We start from the raw sequence: 14,921 nt of genomic DNA, 5'->3' as shown, positions 1-14,921 counted from the left end.
ACACCGAACGGAAAGGTTCCGATTCCCATGACCGCCACCACCGCCACCGGTACCCGCACCATCGCCGGCATGAGCCCGCTGCGCCTGGCCTACACCTTCGACGGCGTCGCCACCCTGGCCTCCGGAATCCTCGTTGCGGCGCTCGCCGGAGTGCTCGATTCGGCACTGGGCCTGTCCACTCCGCTGCTGCTCGGTGTCGGGGCCTTCTTCATCCTCTACGCGATCGACGTCCTGATCATGGCCACCCGCCCGGTGATCTCGCGCCGCGCCGCCACCGTGATCATCGCGGTGAACGCGCTGTGGGCGGTCGACAGCCTGGTGGTGCTGGCCGCCGGATGGCTCGACCCCACCGCCCTCGGGGTGGCCGCCATCCTGGTGATCGCCGCCTTCACCGCCGCCATGGCCGCCGTGCAGGCCTACACGCTGCGCGCGGATCGCTGACCCCGACCGCGACGCGAAGAAGCGATGCCGCCCGGGCCCGGGCGGCATCGCCGCGTGCGCGAGGCGAGGGTGCCGGGGCCGTCAGCCCAGCCGGACCACGGTGGGCGTGAAGGTCCCGGACGACTTGGCCACGTCGAGGACCTGTACGCGATCGGGATCCAGGCGAAGCACGGTGAAATTGAGATCCTCCGGGCCGCTCACTCCGAACGCGGTGAGGTCGAAGCCGCGCGGCTCCGGCGTGGTGGTGAACAGGTCCCACACATGCTTCTTCACGGCGTCGTCCGTCACCCAGGTGGCGACGGCCTCGCCCGATACAGTGTTGTGCGCCGGGCTCCAATAGCTGAACGCCACAGTCGGATTGGCGGCCAGATGGCGCGCCTTGATCGGCGAGGGGCTGGTGAAGATCCAGCCGACCGGGCGGTCGCCCTCCATCTCCCAGATCGGGTGCAGGATGCGCGAGCGCGGGCGACCGTCGGCATCGACGGTGGTGATGGTGCACCACACGATCTCGCCGGTGAATCGGAAGAACTCATCCCTGATGGTGTCGAATGTCGTCATCGCCAACTCCCTCGTCATCGCCGCCCCCCGTCGTGGCCGCTTTCCCCGCGCCGATCGTGTGTGGGCGCATCATCGCACGGAGCACCGACAGATTGCCGTGATCGCCGAAGTTCATGCGCCGACCGGCTTTTCGTCGCATCCTCGTAGGGGGCGGCACAGGTGGGATCGTCCCGACGCGGGTGAGGTGGATGTCATGAGCGCGACAGTGCTGATTTCCGGTGCCGGTATCGCGGGATCGACGCTGGCCTACTGGCTCGGCGAGTACGGATTCGCGGTGACCGTGGTCGAACGGGCGACGCACCGGCGGACCAGCGGCAGTCCGGTGGATGTGCGCGGGGCCGCCGTGGATGTGGTCACCGAAATGGGCATCATGCCCGAGTTGCGTGCGGGCGCGACCCATGTCGAGCGGATCACCTTCGTGGACGGCACCGGGCGGCGGCGAGCCACTGTGCGCACGTCGGCATTCGGGGAGCGTGAGGACGAAATCGAGGTGGCGCGAGCCGATCTGGCGGGCGTCCTGCTCGCGGCGGCGGGTGACCGGGCCGAGATTCGCTGGGGCGACACGATAACCGGGCTGGTGCAGGATGTCTCCGGGGTGCGCGTCCGCTTCGACCAGGCACCGCCCGAGCACTTCGACTACGTCGTCGGCGCGGACGGCCTGCACTCCACGGTGCGGCGGCTGGTCTTCGGGCCCGAACGAAACTTTCTGCGGCACAGCGGGATCTACGTCTCCACTCTGCCGGTGGAACGCCTGGTCGGTGACGATCGCGAAGTGCTCATGTACAACACACCCGGCCGGTCGGTCTCCGTGCACCCGGCGGGTGGCCGACCGCTCGCTGCGTTCATGTTCCGGCGCGGGGAGATTCCGGGGCTGGACTATCGCGAGACCGCAGCGCACAAGCGCATCCTCATCGGCGAATTCACCCACCGCACCGGCATCTTCGCCGATCTGCTCGACCAGGTGCGCGCCGCGCCGGACCTCTACTTCGACTCGGTCGGCCAGGTGCGGCTGCCCCGCTGGTCGGACGGCCGGGTCGCCCTGGTCGGCGACGCCGCCTCCTGCGTCTCACTGTTCGGCAACGGCTCCAGTACGGCCATCGTCGGCGCGCGCACCCTCGCCGAGGAACTGGCGCGCACCCCCGAACTGCCCCGAGCGGCGTTGTACCGTTACGAGCACCGGCACCGCGGCGTCGCCGGAGGCGAACAGCGCGGTCTGCGGCTCGCGGCCGCCTTGCTCATTCCCGGTTCCCGCCCCGCGATCCTGCTTCGCGACACCGCGATCCGCCTGCTGCCCTCCCGGTGACAATCGATCGCATACCGCCGAGGTCGCGCCGGTATCCGGCGGTGACCGTGACCCCGACGAACCCGCACGTTCTCACAGCAGATCGCTGACGTCGTCGGGGACGTCGACGGCGTATTTGCGCAAGGTGTCCATGGGGATCACCTCCAGGGCGTTCTCGTGGGTGGCGGCCAGGATCACGGGGGCGGCGACGCCGTCCTCGTGGGCGTGCAGCCAGCGGACGGCCACCACGCACCAGCGGTCGCCGGGTTGCAGGCCGGGGAAGTTGTTCTCGGGACGCGGGGTCAGCAGGTCGTTGCCGATCGACTTCTGGTGGTCCAGGAATTCGGCGGTCACGACGGTGCACACCGTATGACTGCCCAGATCCTCGGGGCCGGTACTACAGCAGCCGTCCCGATAGAAGCCGGTGAGAGGATCGGTGCCACACTCCTCCAGCGGTCCCCCAAGCACATTTCGATCGGTCACGTGGCCGATCCTATTGTCTTGGTGTCGGATTCGCCGCTGCTTCGCGGGCTCGGCACGTTGTCGTCCAAACCGGTCGGTAGATGGAGCCTCCGCGCATACTCGTTCCGGCGTGTCCTCCGGTTCCCGTACCGGCCTGTGTGTTATTGCACACGCCGTCGTCCGATTCGGCATGTCGGCAGGGCTCACGGGCCGGTCGGAGCGCCCTCGACGGACAGGTGGGCGAATCGGGCGGCGGCGAACTCTCTGAAAGGATGGTGCCGTGACTGCAGACGCCTGGATTCTGATTGCCGCGATCGCCGCGGTGCTGCTGGTGGCCTTCGTCGCCGGTTTCGTGCTGTACAAGCGTCGGCGTATCTCGCTGACCCCCGACACCACCGAGACCAAGGAGGTCACGGACAAGTCGGGCGGTTACACGGCAGCGGGCGGCTTCAGTTTCAGCCAGGGCGGTGGCACGGCCACGGCGCCGAAACCCACCCCGGAACCGGTACGGCCACCGACGCCGCCGGTCGAGCGCACCGACGACGAGGGCCAGCCGCATATCGGCGACGACGCGGCCGTGCCTCGCGACGCGGCCCGACGCGGCATTACCGACGTGCGTCTGCCGGAGCCCGAGCAGGGTCCGCAGGCTCCCCCCGCGCCCGAGTCCGACACGCCCGGCGCGACCACCGAGCCCGAGGCCACCGGAACTGTCGCACCTGAGAAGTCTGACGTGGCTGAGAAGCCGGGCGTGGCTGAGCAAGGGACCGCCCCGGATCTGGTCGCCCCGCCCGCCGCCCCCGCATCCGACACCGCCGCGCCGGAGCAGACCACCGCGCCCGAGCGGGCCGGTACGCCCGATACCGCCGCCGAGGCCGCGACCAGGGTTTCCGACGGCACCTCCGCACCGGCCGCGGCCGTGGAAACCCCGACCGCCACCCCCGTTCCCGAGGCCCCGGTGCAGTCCGCCCCGGTCCCCGTGGACGTCCCCGACTCCGCCCCCACCGTGGCCGAGGCCCCGGTCGTCCCCGAGATCGAGCCCACCGCGGGTCGGCTGACCCGCCTGCGCGGGCGCCTCTCCCGTTCGCAGAACGCCATGGGCAAGTCCCTACTCGGGCTGCTCGGCGGCGGCGACCTCGACGAGGACTCCTGGGAGGAGATCGAGGACACCCTGGTGATGGCCGATCTGGGCACCGCCTCCACCGTCGCGGTGGTCGAGCGGTTGCGCGAGGAGATGGCCGCCCGCAGCGTGCGCACCACCGAGGAGGCCCGCGCCGTGCTGCGCGATGTCCTCATCGAGGCCCTGCGTCCCGAACTGGACCGCTCCATCCGTGCCCTGCCGCACGACGACCGTCCGTCGGTACTGCTGGTCGTCGGCGTGAACGGCACCGGAAAGACCACCACCACCGGCAAGCTGGCGCGGGTGCTGGTCGCCGACGGCCGCCGGGTACTGCTCGGTGCGGCCGACACCTTCCGCGCCGCCGCCGCCGACCAGCTCCAGACCTGGGGTGAGCGGGTCGGTGCGGAGACCGTGCGCGGCAAGGAGGGAGCGGACCCCGCCGCCGTCGCCTTCGACGCCGTGAGCGCCGGTATCGCGGGCGGTGTGGACGCCGTCCTGGTCGACACCGCGGGCCGTCTGCACACCAAGACCGGTCTGATGGACGAGCTGGGCAAGGTCAAGCGCGTGGTCGAGAAGAAGGCCCCGGTCGACGAGGTGCTGCTGGTGCTCGACGCCACGGTCGGCCAGAACGGGCTGACCCAGGCTCGGGTCTTCCGCGAGGTCGTCGATATCACGGGTGTGGTGCTCACCAAGCTGGACGGCACCGCCAAGGGCGGCATCGTCTTCCAGGTGCAGCACGAACTGGGCGTGCCGGTGAAACTGGTTGGTTTGGGCGAGGGGGCCGATGATCTCGCTCCGTTCGAGCCCGGCGCCTTCGTCGACGCCCTGCTCGGGTAAACCCGCCCCGACCTGGCGCGACGCCGGGAATCAACATCATCCTCACAATGTGTTCGTAACAGCCGTGCGGATCGGGAAACACGCTGGCAACAGTGCAATCTCATCCGTTCACCTAGGCGAAACGCCGAAGGATCACGGATGAAACACCGACTGAGGACCCTCGTTGCAGGCTTCGTTAGCAGTACACCGGCGAGGCCCGAGATGAGGAGGACAAGGTGGTGGATCCCGTAATCCTGGCGGGCGCTGAAATCGGCGCGCCCGACACAGGTGACACGGCCTGGATGCTGACAAGCGCGGCCCTCGTGCTGTTGATGACCCCCGGGCTCGCGTTCTTCTACGGCGGCATGGTCCGTAGCAAGAACGTGCTCAACATGATCATGATGAGTATCAGCGCCATGGGCATCGTCACGGTGCTGTGGGTGCTGTACGGCTACTCGGCCGCATTCGGCACGGACAAGGGCAGCCTGCTCGGCGACCCCGCCGAATACTTCGGCCTACGGACTCTGATGTCCGGCTTCGGTGAGGAATCGGTCGGTGTGCCGCTGGTCGGCACCGTGCCCGCGACCGTGTTCGTGGCCTTCCAGCTCATGTTCGCGATCATCACCGTGGCCCTGATCTCGGGTGCGGTCGCCGACCGGATGAAGTTCGGCGCCTGGATCCTGTTCGCCGCGGTCTGGGTGACCGTCGTCTACTTCCCGGTCGCGCACTGGGTCTGGGGTGGCGGCTGGATCATGGAGAAGGTCAAGGCCATCGACTTCGCCGGTGGTACCGCCGTGCATATCAACTCCGGTGCCGCGGCGCTGGCGCTGGCGATCATCATCGGCAAGCGCAAGGGCTGGCCGCAGACCCCGTTCCGTCCGCACAACCTGCCCTTCGTCATGCTCGGCGCCGGTCTGCTGTGGTTCGGCTGGTTCGGCTTCAATGCCGGTTCGGCGGTCGGTGCCAACGGCGTCGCCGGTGTCACCTTCGTCACCACGGTCGTCGCCACCGCCGCGGCCATGCTGGCCTGGTTGCTGGTGGAGAAGATCCGTGACGGCAAGCCCACCTCGCTGGGCGCGGCCTCCGGCATCGTCGCGGGCTTGGTGGCCATCACCCCGGCCTGTGCCTCGGTGAACATCGTCGGCGCGCTGGTGGTCGGCCTGGTGGCGGGCGCGATCTGCGCGCTGGCCGTCAGCCTCAAGTTCAAGTTCGGCTACGACGACTCCCTCGACGTGGTGGGCATCCACCTGGTCGGCGGTGTGATCGGCACCGTGCTGGTCGGCTTCGTCGGCACCGCCGATGCGCCCACCGCGGTCGACGGCCTGTTCTACGGTGGTGGTGTCGACCAGCTGTGGCGGCAGATCGTGGGTGCGGTCGCGGTGCTGGCCTACTCCTTCGTGGTCGCCGCCGTCATCGCCTTCGCGATCAAGGCCACCATCGGCCTGCGGGCCGACGCGGAAGCCGAGTCCGCGGGCATGGACGAGTCGGAGCACGCGGAAACGGCATACGATTTCGCTGCTGTGGGTGGCACGACACGTACCACCGCCGTCAAGGAGGCATGACGCATGAAACTGATCACCGCAATCGTCAAACCGTTCACCCTCGAGGACGTCAAGTCCGGGCTCGAGCAGGCCGGCGTGCTGGGCATGACGGTCAGCGAGGTCCAGGGTTACGGGCGACAGAAGGGCCACACCGAGGTCTACCGCGGTGCGGAGTACTCCGTGGATTTCGTCCCGAAGGTTCGGGTCGAGGTGGTCGTGGACGACGCCTCCGTGGAGAAGGTCGTCGAGGTCATCGTGGAGGCCGCGCGCACCGGCAAGATCGGTGACGGCAAGGTCTGGGTGACCCCCGTCGAGTCGGTCATCCGGGTTCGCACCGGCGAGCGCGGCTCCGACGCGCTGTAAGCGGACAGCAGCTCGAGCGGCGGCCCCGCTCCCGCCGGACCGGTGGGAACGGGGCCGCACTCATGTGACGGGTCGGTGCGACCGATCCGACGGGTCGGCACGACCGATGTGTCAGATCGGCACGACCGATGTGACCGGGTCGGCACGACCGATGTGACGGGTCGGCACGCCGACGCGCGGCGGCAGGACAACTGAGATGGGTGGTGTGGTCGTGGGTTTCGAGCGAGCGCGAAACGAGCAGGTCGCGGGTGGTGTGGTCGCCAACGGGGCGTCGGATCTGGTCCGTGCCCGCGATCAACTGCTCGGGGAGGCGGGCAGGAATGCGGGCGGCGGTGCGCGCACCCCGCGCCTGGACTCCGAGGCGCTGCGCCAGGCGCTGGTCGATCTGTTCGAATTGTGGTTGACCACCAAGGGTTCCGAGGTCGGCATCACTCCCGACAGCGGCCTGGCTGTGGTGGCGGTGGGCGGCCTGGGCCGCCGCGAGATGCTGCCGTACTCGGATCTGGATCTGGTGCTGCTCTACGACGACGTCGATCCGCAGCGCGTCGCCGAGGTGGCCGATCAGCTCTGGTATCCGCTGTGGGACGCCCACATCAAACTCGACCACAGCGTGCGCACCGTCCCGCAGGCGCTGCGCGTGGCCGCCGACGATCTGACCGCCGCGCTCGGCATGCTGGAGGCGCGACATATCGTCGGCGACCAGGCGCTGAGCGATCTGCTCGTCAACGGGGTGCGCCGGGACTGGCGCAGCGGTATCCGCTCCCGCTTCGACGGTCTGCTCGAGCAGGCCGAAACCCGCTGGCGCCGCAGCGGGGAGATCGCGCACCGCGCCGAACCCGATCTCAAGAACGGCCGCGGCGGACTGCGCGATATCCAACTGCTCGACGCCCTCGCCATCGCCCAGCTGACCGACGCCATGCCGGGGCTCGGTCCGGACGTGCCGGGCGGCGGGCTCGAAATCGCGCACCGGCGGCTGCTGGACGTGCGCACCGAACTGCACCGGGTGGCCGGGCGCGGGCGGGATCAGCTGCGCGCCCAGGACGCCGACGAGATCGGCGCGGCGCTGCGCATCGGCGATCGCTTCGATCTGGCCCGCACCCTGTCGGACGCGGCGCGCACGGTGAGCTACTCCGTCGACGTCGGACTGCGCACCGCGGCGAACGCCCTGCCGCGCCGCGGACTCGCCCGGCTGCGCCGCATGCCGGTACGGCGACCACTCGATGAGGGGGTGGTCGAACACGCCGGTGAGGTGGTGCTGGCCCGCGATGCCCGCCCGCAACGCGATCCCGGACTGATCCTGCGGGTGGCGGCGGCCGCCGCGCAGACCGGACTGCCCATGTCGGCCACCACGCTCAACCGGTTGTCCGAGGACGCGCCGGAACTGCGCGAACCGTGGCCCAAGGAGGCGCTCAACGACCTGCTGGTCCTGTTGGGATCGGGGCGCAACGCGGTGGACGCCATCGAGGCGCTGGATCGAACGGGCCTGTGGGGCAGGCTGTTTCCGGAGTGGGGTGTGGTGCGGGATCTGCCGCCGCGCGACGCCATCCACACCTGGACCGTGGACCGGCATCTGGTGGAGGTGGTGGTGCGGGCCAGCGCGCTGTCGACGCGGGTGTCCCGTCCGGACCTGCTGCTGCTCGGCGCGCTGCTGCACGACCTGGGCAAGGGTCGCCCCGAGGACCACAGCGTGGTCGGCGCGGAACTGGCCACCCAGATCGGTCGGCGGCTGGGGCTGTGGCCCTCCGACGTGCGGACGCTGTCGGCCATCGTGCGTCACCACCTGCTGCTGCCCGAGACCGCCACCCGCCGCGATCTCGACGATCCGAACACGGTGCTCACGGTGGTGAAATCCCTCGACGGTGACGCGCAGCTGCTGGAGTTGCTGCACGCGCTCGCCGAGGCGGACGCGCTGGCCACCGGACCGGGCGTGTGGAGCGATTGGAAGGCCTCGCTCATCGCGGAGTTGGTGCGCCGCTGCCGGCTGTCCATGGCGGGGGAGGACCTGCCGGAACCGGATCCGATTCCGGCGGAGCTGGTCGCCAAGGCCGAGGCGGGCGGGGTGCATGTGGACCTGCGCGCGGGGGACGGGCGCTACACCCATGTGGTCACGGTCGTGGCCCCCGATACGCCCGGCCTGCTGTCGGATGCGGCGGGCGTGCTGGCCGTGCATTCGCTGCGGGTGCTGTCGGCCTCGCTGGGCGGGGCCGGGGAATCGGCCATCGACACCTTCGTGGTGGCGCCCCGATTCGGTGATCCGCCGGATCCCGGTCTGCTGCGCCAGGAATTGATCCGGGCCCGCAACGGCGATTTGGATCTGGCGGGCGTGTTGGCGCGTAAGGAACGCGAGGCGGGCGGGGGGCAGCGCAGTCCCTACGCGCAGGCGGCGCCACGGATCATCTGGTCCGAAACGGCCGATCCGGGACGGGTGCTGCTGGAATTGCGCGCCGAGGACAGAATCGGTTTGCTCAGCCGTTTGGCGGGCGCGCTGGCCCGGGTGGGCGCTAATGTGCTGTGGGCGAAAGCGGTGACCCTCGGCGCGGCCGTGGTGGACGTATTCTGCCTGGATCTGGGCCCGGGGGATACGCCGGAGCGGCGGGCGGAGATCGCGGCGGCGCTGCTCGCGGTGGTGCCGCCGCAGCAACCGAAGAAATCGCCCGAATCGGACACGGAAATGGGTTCCGGCAGAGTTTTCTGACCAGTCGCCATGTAGTTGGATTAACTGGCAAACCCCGCGTTTGCCAGTTAATCCGATCGTTGCGTGCAATTTGCTGGAATAGGTATGGGTACCCCGTTCCGCGCTTTAATATCCCCCTCTAGAGAAAGCTATCGCGAGCATGAGGGGAGCAGTCGGTGGCAATTGAAGTGGTGTCGGCGTCAATGATGACGTCGGACTTGACCCAGCACATCGCGCGCTGTGTCGGCGGCGACCGCTGGGTCGTTTCCTGGTTGCCCGGACGCACCCTCACCGGACAGCAGGCGGTGACCGCCATGACCATCGCCTCGACCGTCGCCGCCCAGCCGCCCACCGAGGCCGAATGGGCGCTGCTGGACGGACTCGCCCTCGAACTCGGCCTCACCGCGCGCGAGGCGGTGGGCATGGTGGTGCAGGAGAACCACGACCTGTGCCGCCCCGCCACGGCCGCGCGCCGCAACCTGGAATAACTCTTCTCCGCCGGTCCCACTACCCTGGTACCCGAGTGACGTCCCTCGAGATCAGGAGCGCGATCGGTGTTCGAATCCCTGTCCGACCGGTTGGCCGGTGCCCTCAAGGACCTTCGTGGCAAAGGGCGACTGTCACCGGCCGATATCGACGCGACCGCGCGTGAGATCCGGCTGGCGCTGCTCGAGGCCGACGTCGCGCTGCCCGTGGTGCGCGGTTTCATCGCCAAGATCAAGGAACGCGCCAAGGGCGCGGAGGTCTCCGCGGCGCTGAACCCGGCCCAGCAGGTCGTCAAGATCGTCAACGAGGAACTGGTCAACATCCTCGGCGGCGAGACCCGGCGGCTGCGGTTCGCCAAGAATCCGCCGACCGTCATCATGCTGGCCGGTCTGCAGGGCGCCGGTAAGACCACCCTCGCGGGCAAGCTCGCCAAATGGCTGAAGGGGCAGGGGCATCAGCCGCTGCTGGTGGCCTGCGACCTCCAGCGTCCGGGCGCCGTCACCCAGCTCCAGGTCGTCGGCGAGCGGGCCGGTGTGCCGGTCTTCGCACCGCATCCGGGCACCTCCATCGGCGGTGGCGACAACCCGCTCGGGATCACCGCCGCCGATCCGGTGCAGGTGGCGCAGGCCGGTATCACCGAGGCGAAGCAGAAGCAGTACGACGTGGTCATCGTCGACACCGCGGGCCGCCTCGGCATCGACGCCGAACTCATGGCGCAGGCCGCGGGCATTCGCGACGCGGTGCAGCCCGACGAGACCCTGTTCGTGCTCGACGCCATGATCGGTCAGGACGCGGTCACCACCGCCGAGGCGTTCCGCGACGGCGTCGGCTTCACCGGCGTGGTGCTCACCAAGCTCGACGGCGACGCCCGCGGCGGTGCGGCGCTGTCGGTGCGCGAGATCACCGGCCAGCCCATCCTTTTCGCCTCCACCGGTGAGAAGCTCGAGGACTTCGACGTCTTCCACCCGGACCGCATGTCCAGCCGCATTCTCGGCATGGGCGATCTGCTCACCCTGATCGAGCAGGCCGAACAGGTCTACGACCAGAAGCAGGCCGAGGAGGCCGCCCGCAAGATCGGCTCCGGTGAGCTCACCCTCGAGGACTTCCTCGACCAGATGCTCGCCATCCGCAAGATGGGGCCGATCGGCAACCTGCTCGGCATGCTGCCCGGCGCCGGTCAGATGAAGGACGTCCTGGCCCAGGTCGACGACAAGCAGCTCGACCGCGTCCAGGCCATCATCCGCGGTATGACACCCGCCGAACGCGATAACCCCAAGATCATCAACGCCTCCCGCCGCCTGCGCATCGCCAACGGCTCCGGCGTCTCGGTCTCCGAGGTCAATCAGCTCGTCGACCGTTTCTTCGAGGCCAAGAAGATGATGGGCATGATGAGCCGCCAGTTCGGCCTGCCCGGCTCCCGCGGTGGCGGCGGCAAGGGCAAGAAGGGGAAGAAGGGCAAGAAGGGCGGCCGCGGACCGACCCCGCCGAAGGTCAAGGGCGGCTTCCCCGGCATGCCGGGCCTGCCGGGCGGTATGCCCGCGGGTATGCCCAATGTCTCGAACATGCCCGCCGGTCTGAACGAATTGCCGCCGGGGCTGGAGGGTTTCGATCTGTCGAAGCTGAAGTTCCCGAAGAACTGAGTGCTCTCGACAGGAGGTCGGCATGCGGCTGCGGGGCGTGGTGCTGCCGGACGGGGAGGTTCGTGAGCTGTGGGTGCGCGACGGGCGCATCGCGGCCGAACCGGTGCCAGGGGCCGAAACCCTGTGTGAGAGCGGCTGGATCGTGCCCGGACTGGTGGATGCGCACTGCCATGTGGGCATCCGCTACGGCGGCGGCCACGAGGATCACGACGGGGCCGTGGCCCAGGCCGAGATCGAACGCGACGCGGGGGCGCTGCTGCTCCGCGACGCGGGATCCCCGATCGACACCCGCTTCCTCGACGAGCGCGCGGATCTGCCGGAGATCATTCGCGCGGGCCGCCATATCGCCCGGCCCAAGCGCTACATTCGCGAACTCGGCATCGAACTCGACGACGAGCGCGACCTACCTGAGATCGTCGCCGAGCAGGCCCGGCGCGGCGACGGGTGGGTCAAGATCGTGGGCGACTGGATCGACCGTGGTGTCGGCGACCTGCGGCCGCTGTGGAGCGACGCCATCCTGAAGGAGGCCATCGACGCCGCCCATCGGGAGGGGGCCCGGGTCACCGCGCATGTGTTCGGCGAGGACGCCCTCTACGGCTTGCTGGACGCCGGAATCGACTGCATCGAACACGGCACCGGGCTCACCGATGACACCATCGCGCTCATGGCCGCCCACGGCACCGCGTTGGTGCCGACCCTCATCAATATCGACACCTTCCCCGGAATCGCCGACAGCGCAACCAAATTCCCCACCTACGCCGCCCATATGCGCGATCTGCACCGTCGATCCCGCGACACCGTGGCCACGGCGCACGCCGCCGGAATCCCCATCTACACCGGAACCGACGCGGGCGGTTCCATTCGCCACGGCCGCATCGCCGACGAGATCACCGCCCTCATGCACGCGGGCCTGTCACCGCACGACGCCCTGGGCGCGTCCTCCTGGAATGCCCGCGCCTGGCTCGGCCGTCCGGGTATCGAACCCGGGGCCCCGGCCGACCTCGTCGTCTACGAGCGGGACCCGCGTACCCATCCGGAAGTCCTCGCCCACCCGACCTGGGTGGTCCTGCGCGGCCGGGTCTACGCCCGCCACACGCCGGTCACCGGCCACCGCTGAGCCGGAATCCGCCGAATCCGCCACGAACCCGAAGTGAATCATTCATGCTTCACATGTTTGTGTAGCTCCAACCTGATGAGGTGAACACCGTGGGTTCCGTGGAAAGCCTGCTCACGGCCGTGCTGGCCGGTTTGATCGTGAAGTTCCTGACCGGCAGCGCCGACTGACGATGCCGCACTCGCAGCCCATCGCGGTCGCCGACCAGGTGGGCTGCCCGTGGTCGCCTCCGTAGTCGACGGCGGGCGGCTGCGCGGACCACAGGGCGATGCGGGTCGCCGGCGAGGCCGATTTTCTCGGCGTCCGCGGTGTCTGGCAGAATGGACGACCGTCCTCATCGAGGACAGTGTCAGCCCGTCTCCGGTTACGTACCGCGCGGCGGTCACAACACTCAACGCAAAACCGGGTCCACCCGCGGGTGGGCTGCTGAATTGCGGCCGTGACCACTCCGGCTGCCCCTCGGGGCGGCCGAAAAACGAAAGGCGCAGCACATGGCTGTTCGCATCAAGCTGACCCGTCTGGGCAAGATCCGCAACCCGCAGTACCGCGTCGTCATCGCCGACGCGCGTACCCGCCGTGACGGCCGGGCCATCGAGAACGTCGGCAAGTACCACCCGAAGGAAGAGCCCTCGCTCATCGAGATCGACTCCGAGCGCGTGCAGTACTGGCTGAGCGTCGGCGCGCAGCCGACCGAGCCGGTGAAGCGGCTGCTGGAGATCACCGGCGACTGGCAGAAGTTCAAGGGCCTGCCGGGCGCCGAGGGCACCCTGAAGACCAAGGCCGCCAAGCCGTCCAAGTTGGACCTGTTCAACGCCGCGCTGGCCGCCGCCGACAACGAGCCGGTCACCGAGGCCGTCACCCCGAAGAAGAAGGCCGCCAAGAAGGACGAGGCCGCCACCGACGCCGCTGCCGAGGCCGCCACCGAGGCTGCCGAGTAATGAGTGCCGTTGTCGCCGATGCCGTCGAGCACCTGGTGCGCGGCATCGTCGCCAATCCCGACGACGTCCACGTCGAGCTGATCACCAGCCGACGTGGCCGGACCGTCGAGGTGCACGTGCACCCGGACGATCTGGGCAAGGTGATCGGCCGCGGCGGACGCACCGCGACCGCGCTGCGCACCCTGGTCGCCGGGATCGGCGGTAAGGGCATCCGCGTCGACGTTGTCGACACGGATCAGTAGATGGAACTGGTCGTCGGGCGGGTCGCCAAATCGCACGGGGTGCGTGGCGAACTCGTCGTGGAAGTCCGCACCGACGAACCGGAGCTGCGGTTCGCGCCCGGCAGTGTGCTGAAAGGCCGGCTGCCGCGGGCGACGGCGACCCAGGAGTACGTGGTGGAGTCGGCCCGGGAGCACTCGGGCCGACTCCTGCTGCGTCTGGTGGGCGTCGACGACCGCACGGCGTCGGATGCGTTGCGCGGCACGCTGTTCGTGGTGGACACCGCGGATCTGCCGCCCTCGGCGGATCCGGACGAGTTCTACGATCACGAACTCGAGGGGCTCACCGCGACCCTCACCGACGGCACCGTCGTCGGCACCGTGGCCGAGGTGCTGCACTCCGCCGCCGGAGAACTGCTGTCGATCAAGGCGTCCGAGGATTTCCCGCCCGCAGGCCGGGAGATCCTGGTGCCGTTCGTCACCGCCATCGTGCCGACGGTGTCGGTGGCCGAGGGCCGGATCGTCCTCGACCCGCCCGAAGGGCTGCTGGACGCGGAGTGAGCGCCATGCGTATCGACGTCGTCACCATCTTCCCCGAATATCTGGAGCCGCTGCGAACGGCCTTGCTGGGCAAGGCGGTCGAGAAGGGCATCCTCGAGGTCGGCGTGCACGATCTGCGCGACTGGACGCACGACGTGCACAAGGCCGTGGACGATTCGCCCTACGGCGGCGGCCCCGGCATGGTCATGAAGCCGGTGGTGTGGGGTGACGCGCTGGACGCGGTGTGCCCGGACGACGCGCTGCTCGTGGTCCCCACCCCGGCCGGGGTGCCGTTCACCCAGGCGACCGCCCGAAGATGGTCCGCCGAAAAGCATCTCGTCTTCGCCTGCGGCCGCTACGAGGGCATCGACCAGCGCGTGTTCGACGACGCCGCCCGCCGGGTGCGGGTCGAAGAGGTGAGCATCGGCGACTACGTGCTGATCGGCGGCGAGGCCGCGGTCCTCGTGATGACCGAGGCCGTCGTCCGCCTCATTCCGGGCGTCCTGGGCAATCAGCAGTCCCACGAACAGGATTCGTTCTCCGACGGCCTACTCGAAGGGCCCAGCTACACCCGCCCGGTCTCCTGGCGCGGTCTGGACGTCCCGGACGTCCTGCTCTCCGGCAATCACGCCAAGATCGACGCCTGGCGTCGCGAACAATCGTTGCGGCGCACCCGGGAACGCCGCCCCGATCTGCTGCCGCCGGACTGACTCGTCGCCGCGGTGGGCCGT

The 14,921-nt window shown here is 69.3% G+C and carries 15 protein-coding genes; 13 read left to right on the top strand and 2 right to left on the bottom strand.

Annotated features, from left to right (window positions below; translation table 11 throughout):
* Window positions 1-27 precede the first annotated feature (27 nt).
* A complete protein-coding gene (locus QJS31_RS16795; protein ID WP_306357108.1) occupies window positions 28-441 on the top strand; it encodes a hypothetical protein in 414 nt (137 codons plus the stop codon).
* Window positions 442-522: 81 nt separating this feature from the next.
* Here the strand turns inward: QJS31_RS16795 and QJS31_RS16790 are convergent, their stop codons facing one another.
* The gene (locus QJS31_RS16790) at window positions 523-999 is read right to left on the bottom strand and encodes a pyridoxamine 5'-phosphate oxidase family protein (protein WP_306357107.1); all 477 of its coding nucleotides are present in this window, start codon (window positions 997-999) and stop codon (window positions 523-525) included.
* 193 nt (window positions 1,000-1,192) lie between these two features.
* Between QJS31_RS16790 and QJS31_RS16785 the strand changes: the two genes are divergently transcribed.
* Window positions 1,193-2,302 carry an FAD-dependent monooxygenase gene (locus tag QJS31_RS16785; RefSeq protein WP_282786240.1) on the top strand — a complete coding sequence of 370 codons (1,110 nt, stop codon included), beginning with the start codon at window positions 1,193-1,195 and terminating at the stop codon, window positions 2,300-2,302.
* Between the two features lie 72 nt (window positions 2,303-2,374).
* Here QJS31_RS16785 and QJS31_RS16780 read toward each other — a convergent pair whose 3' ends face one another.
* Entirely contained in the window at window positions 2,375-2,764 is a 390-nt protein-coding gene (locus tag QJS31_RS16780; protein ID WP_029930042.1) for a DUF2237 family protein, read from the bottom strand.
* A gap of 259 nt (window positions 2,765-3,023) precedes the next feature.
* Between QJS31_RS16780 and ftsY the strand changes: the two genes are divergently transcribed.
* From ftsY to trmD, 11 genes are all read left to right on the top strand, one after another.
* Complete coding sequence (gene ftsY, locus QJS31_RS16775) at window positions 3,024-4,697, top strand: signal recognition particle-docking protein FtsY (protein ID WP_306357106.1); 1,674 nt, start codon at window positions 3,024-3,026, stop codon at window positions 4,695-4,697.
* 281 nt (window positions 4,698-4,978) lie between these two features.
* Window positions 4,979-6,238 carry an ammonium transporter gene (locus QJS31_RS16770; protein ID WP_282784038.1) on the top strand — a complete coding sequence of 420 codons (1,260 nt, stop codon included), beginning with the start codon at window positions 4,979-4,981 and terminating at the stop codon, window positions 6,236-6,238.
* A 3-nt stretch (window positions 6,239-6,241) separates the two neighbouring features.
* The gene (locus tag QJS31_RS16765; protein ID WP_029930039.1) at window positions 6,242-6,580 is read left to right on the top strand and encodes a P-II family nitrogen regulator; all 339 of its coding nucleotides are present in this window, start codon (window positions 6,242-6,244) and stop codon (window positions 6,578-6,580) included.
* 196 nt (window positions 6,581-6,776) lie between these two features.
* A complete protein-coding gene (locus QJS31_RS16760) occupies window positions 6,777-9,275 on the top strand; it encodes a [protein-PII] uridylyltransferase (RefSeq protein WP_372341610.1) in 2,499 nt (832 codons plus the stop codon).
* Window positions 9,276-9,457: 182 nt separating this feature from the next.
* Window positions 9,458-9,742, top strand: coding sequence for a hypothetical protein (locus QJS31_RS16755; RefSeq protein ID WP_029930037.1), 285 nt, complete (start codon window positions 9,458-9,460; stop codon window positions 9,740-9,742).
* A gap of 66 nt (window positions 9,743-9,808) precedes the next feature.
* Window positions 9,809-11,380 carry a signal recognition particle protein gene (ffh, locus tag QJS31_RS16750; RefSeq protein ID WP_306357104.1) on the top strand — a complete coding sequence of 524 codons (1,572 nt, stop codon included), beginning with the start codon at window positions 9,809-9,811 and terminating at the stop codon, window positions 11,378-11,380.
* Window positions 11,381-11,402: 22 nt separating this feature from the next.
* The gene (locus QJS31_RS16745) at window positions 11,403-12,497 is read left to right on the top strand and encodes an amidohydrolase family protein (RefSeq protein ID WP_306357103.1); all 1,095 of its coding nucleotides are present in this window, start codon (window positions 11,403-11,405) and stop codon (window positions 12,495-12,497) included.
* 488 nt (window positions 12,498-12,985) lie between these two features.
* Complete coding sequence (gene rpsP / locus QJS31_RS16740) at window positions 12,986-13,432, top strand: 30S ribosomal protein S16 (RefSeq protein ID WP_282784033.1); 447 nt, start codon at window positions 12,986-12,988, stop codon at window positions 13,430-13,432.
* Complete coding sequence (locus tag QJS31_RS16735) at window positions 13,432-13,674, top strand: RNA-binding protein (protein WP_029930032.1); 243 nt, start codon at window positions 13,432-13,434, stop codon at window positions 13,672-13,674. The genes rpsP and QJS31_RS16735 overlap by 1 nt, the downstream gene beginning before the upstream one ends.
* Entirely contained in the window at window positions 13,675-14,211 is a 537-nt protein-coding gene (gene rimM, locus QJS31_RS16730; protein WP_306357102.1) for a ribosome maturation factor RimM, read from the top strand.
* Window positions 14,212-14,216: 5 nt separating this feature from the next.
* Window positions 14,217-14,900 (top strand): tRNA (guanosine(37)-N1)-methyltransferase TrmD, encoded by a 684-nt coding sequence (gene trmD / locus QJS31_RS16725; RefSeq protein ID WP_195122015.1) that lies wholly within the window; start codon window positions 14,217-14,219, stop codon window positions 14,898-14,900.
* The last annotated feature ends 21 nt before the right edge of the window (window positions 14,901-14,921 follow it).

Source organism: Nocardia sp. CC213A (genome assembly GCF_030766805.1).
GTDB lineage: Bacteria > Actinomycetota > Actinomycetes > Mycobacteriales > Mycobacteriaceae > Nocardia > Nocardia otitidiscaviarum.
This window is presented reverse-complemented; position numbering and strand designations above follow the sequence as displayed.

Bases quoted from the DNA above. Each gene is read 5' to 3' on its own strand.
- QJS31_RS16795 (WP_306357108.1), top strand. From the start codon at position 28: ATGACCGCCACCACCGCCACCGGTACCCGCACCATCGCCGGCATGAGC.
- QJS31_RS16790 (WP_306357107.1), bottom strand. From the start codon at position 999: ATGACGACATTCGACACCATCAGGGATGAGTTCTTCCGATTCACCGGC.
- QJS31_RS16785 (WP_282786240.1), top strand. From the start codon at position 1,193: ATGAGCGCGACAGTGCTGATTTCCGGTGCCGGTATCGCGGGATCGACG.
- QJS31_RS16770 (WP_282784038.1), top strand. From the start codon at position 4,979: ATGCTGACAAGCGCGGCCCTCGTGCTGTTGATGACCCCCGGGCTCGCG.
- QJS31_RS16765 (WP_029930039.1), top strand. From the start codon at position 6,242: ATGAAACTGATCACCGCAATCGTCAAACCGTTCACCCTCGAGGACGTC.
- QJS31_RS16760 (WP_372341610.1), top strand. From the start codon at position 6,777: ATGGGTGGTGTGGTCGTGGGTTTCGAGCGAGCGCGAAACGAGCAGGTC.
- QJS31_RS16755 (WP_029930037.1), top strand. From the start codon at position 9,458: ATGATGACGTCGGACTTGACCCAGCACATCGCGCGCTGTGTCGGCGGC.
- QJS31_RS16745 (WP_306357103.1), top strand. From the start codon at position 11,403: ATGCGGCTGCGGGGCGTGGTGCTGCCGGACGGGGAGGTTCGTGAGCTG.
- rpsP (WP_282784033.1), top strand. From the start codon at position 12,986: ATGGCTGTTCGCATCAAGCTGACCCGTCTGGGCAAGATCCGCAACCCG.
- QJS31_RS16735 (WP_029930032.1), top strand. From the start codon at position 13,432: ATGAGTGCCGTTGTCGCCGATGCCGTCGAGCACCTGGTGCGCGGCATC.
- rimM (WP_306357102.1), top strand. From the start codon at position 13,675: ATGGAACTGGTCGTCGGGCGGGTCGCCAAATCGCACGGGGTGCGTGGC.
- trmD (WP_195122015.1), top strand. From the start codon at position 14,217: ATGCGTATCGACGTCGTCACCATCTTCCCCGAATATCTGGAGCCGCTG.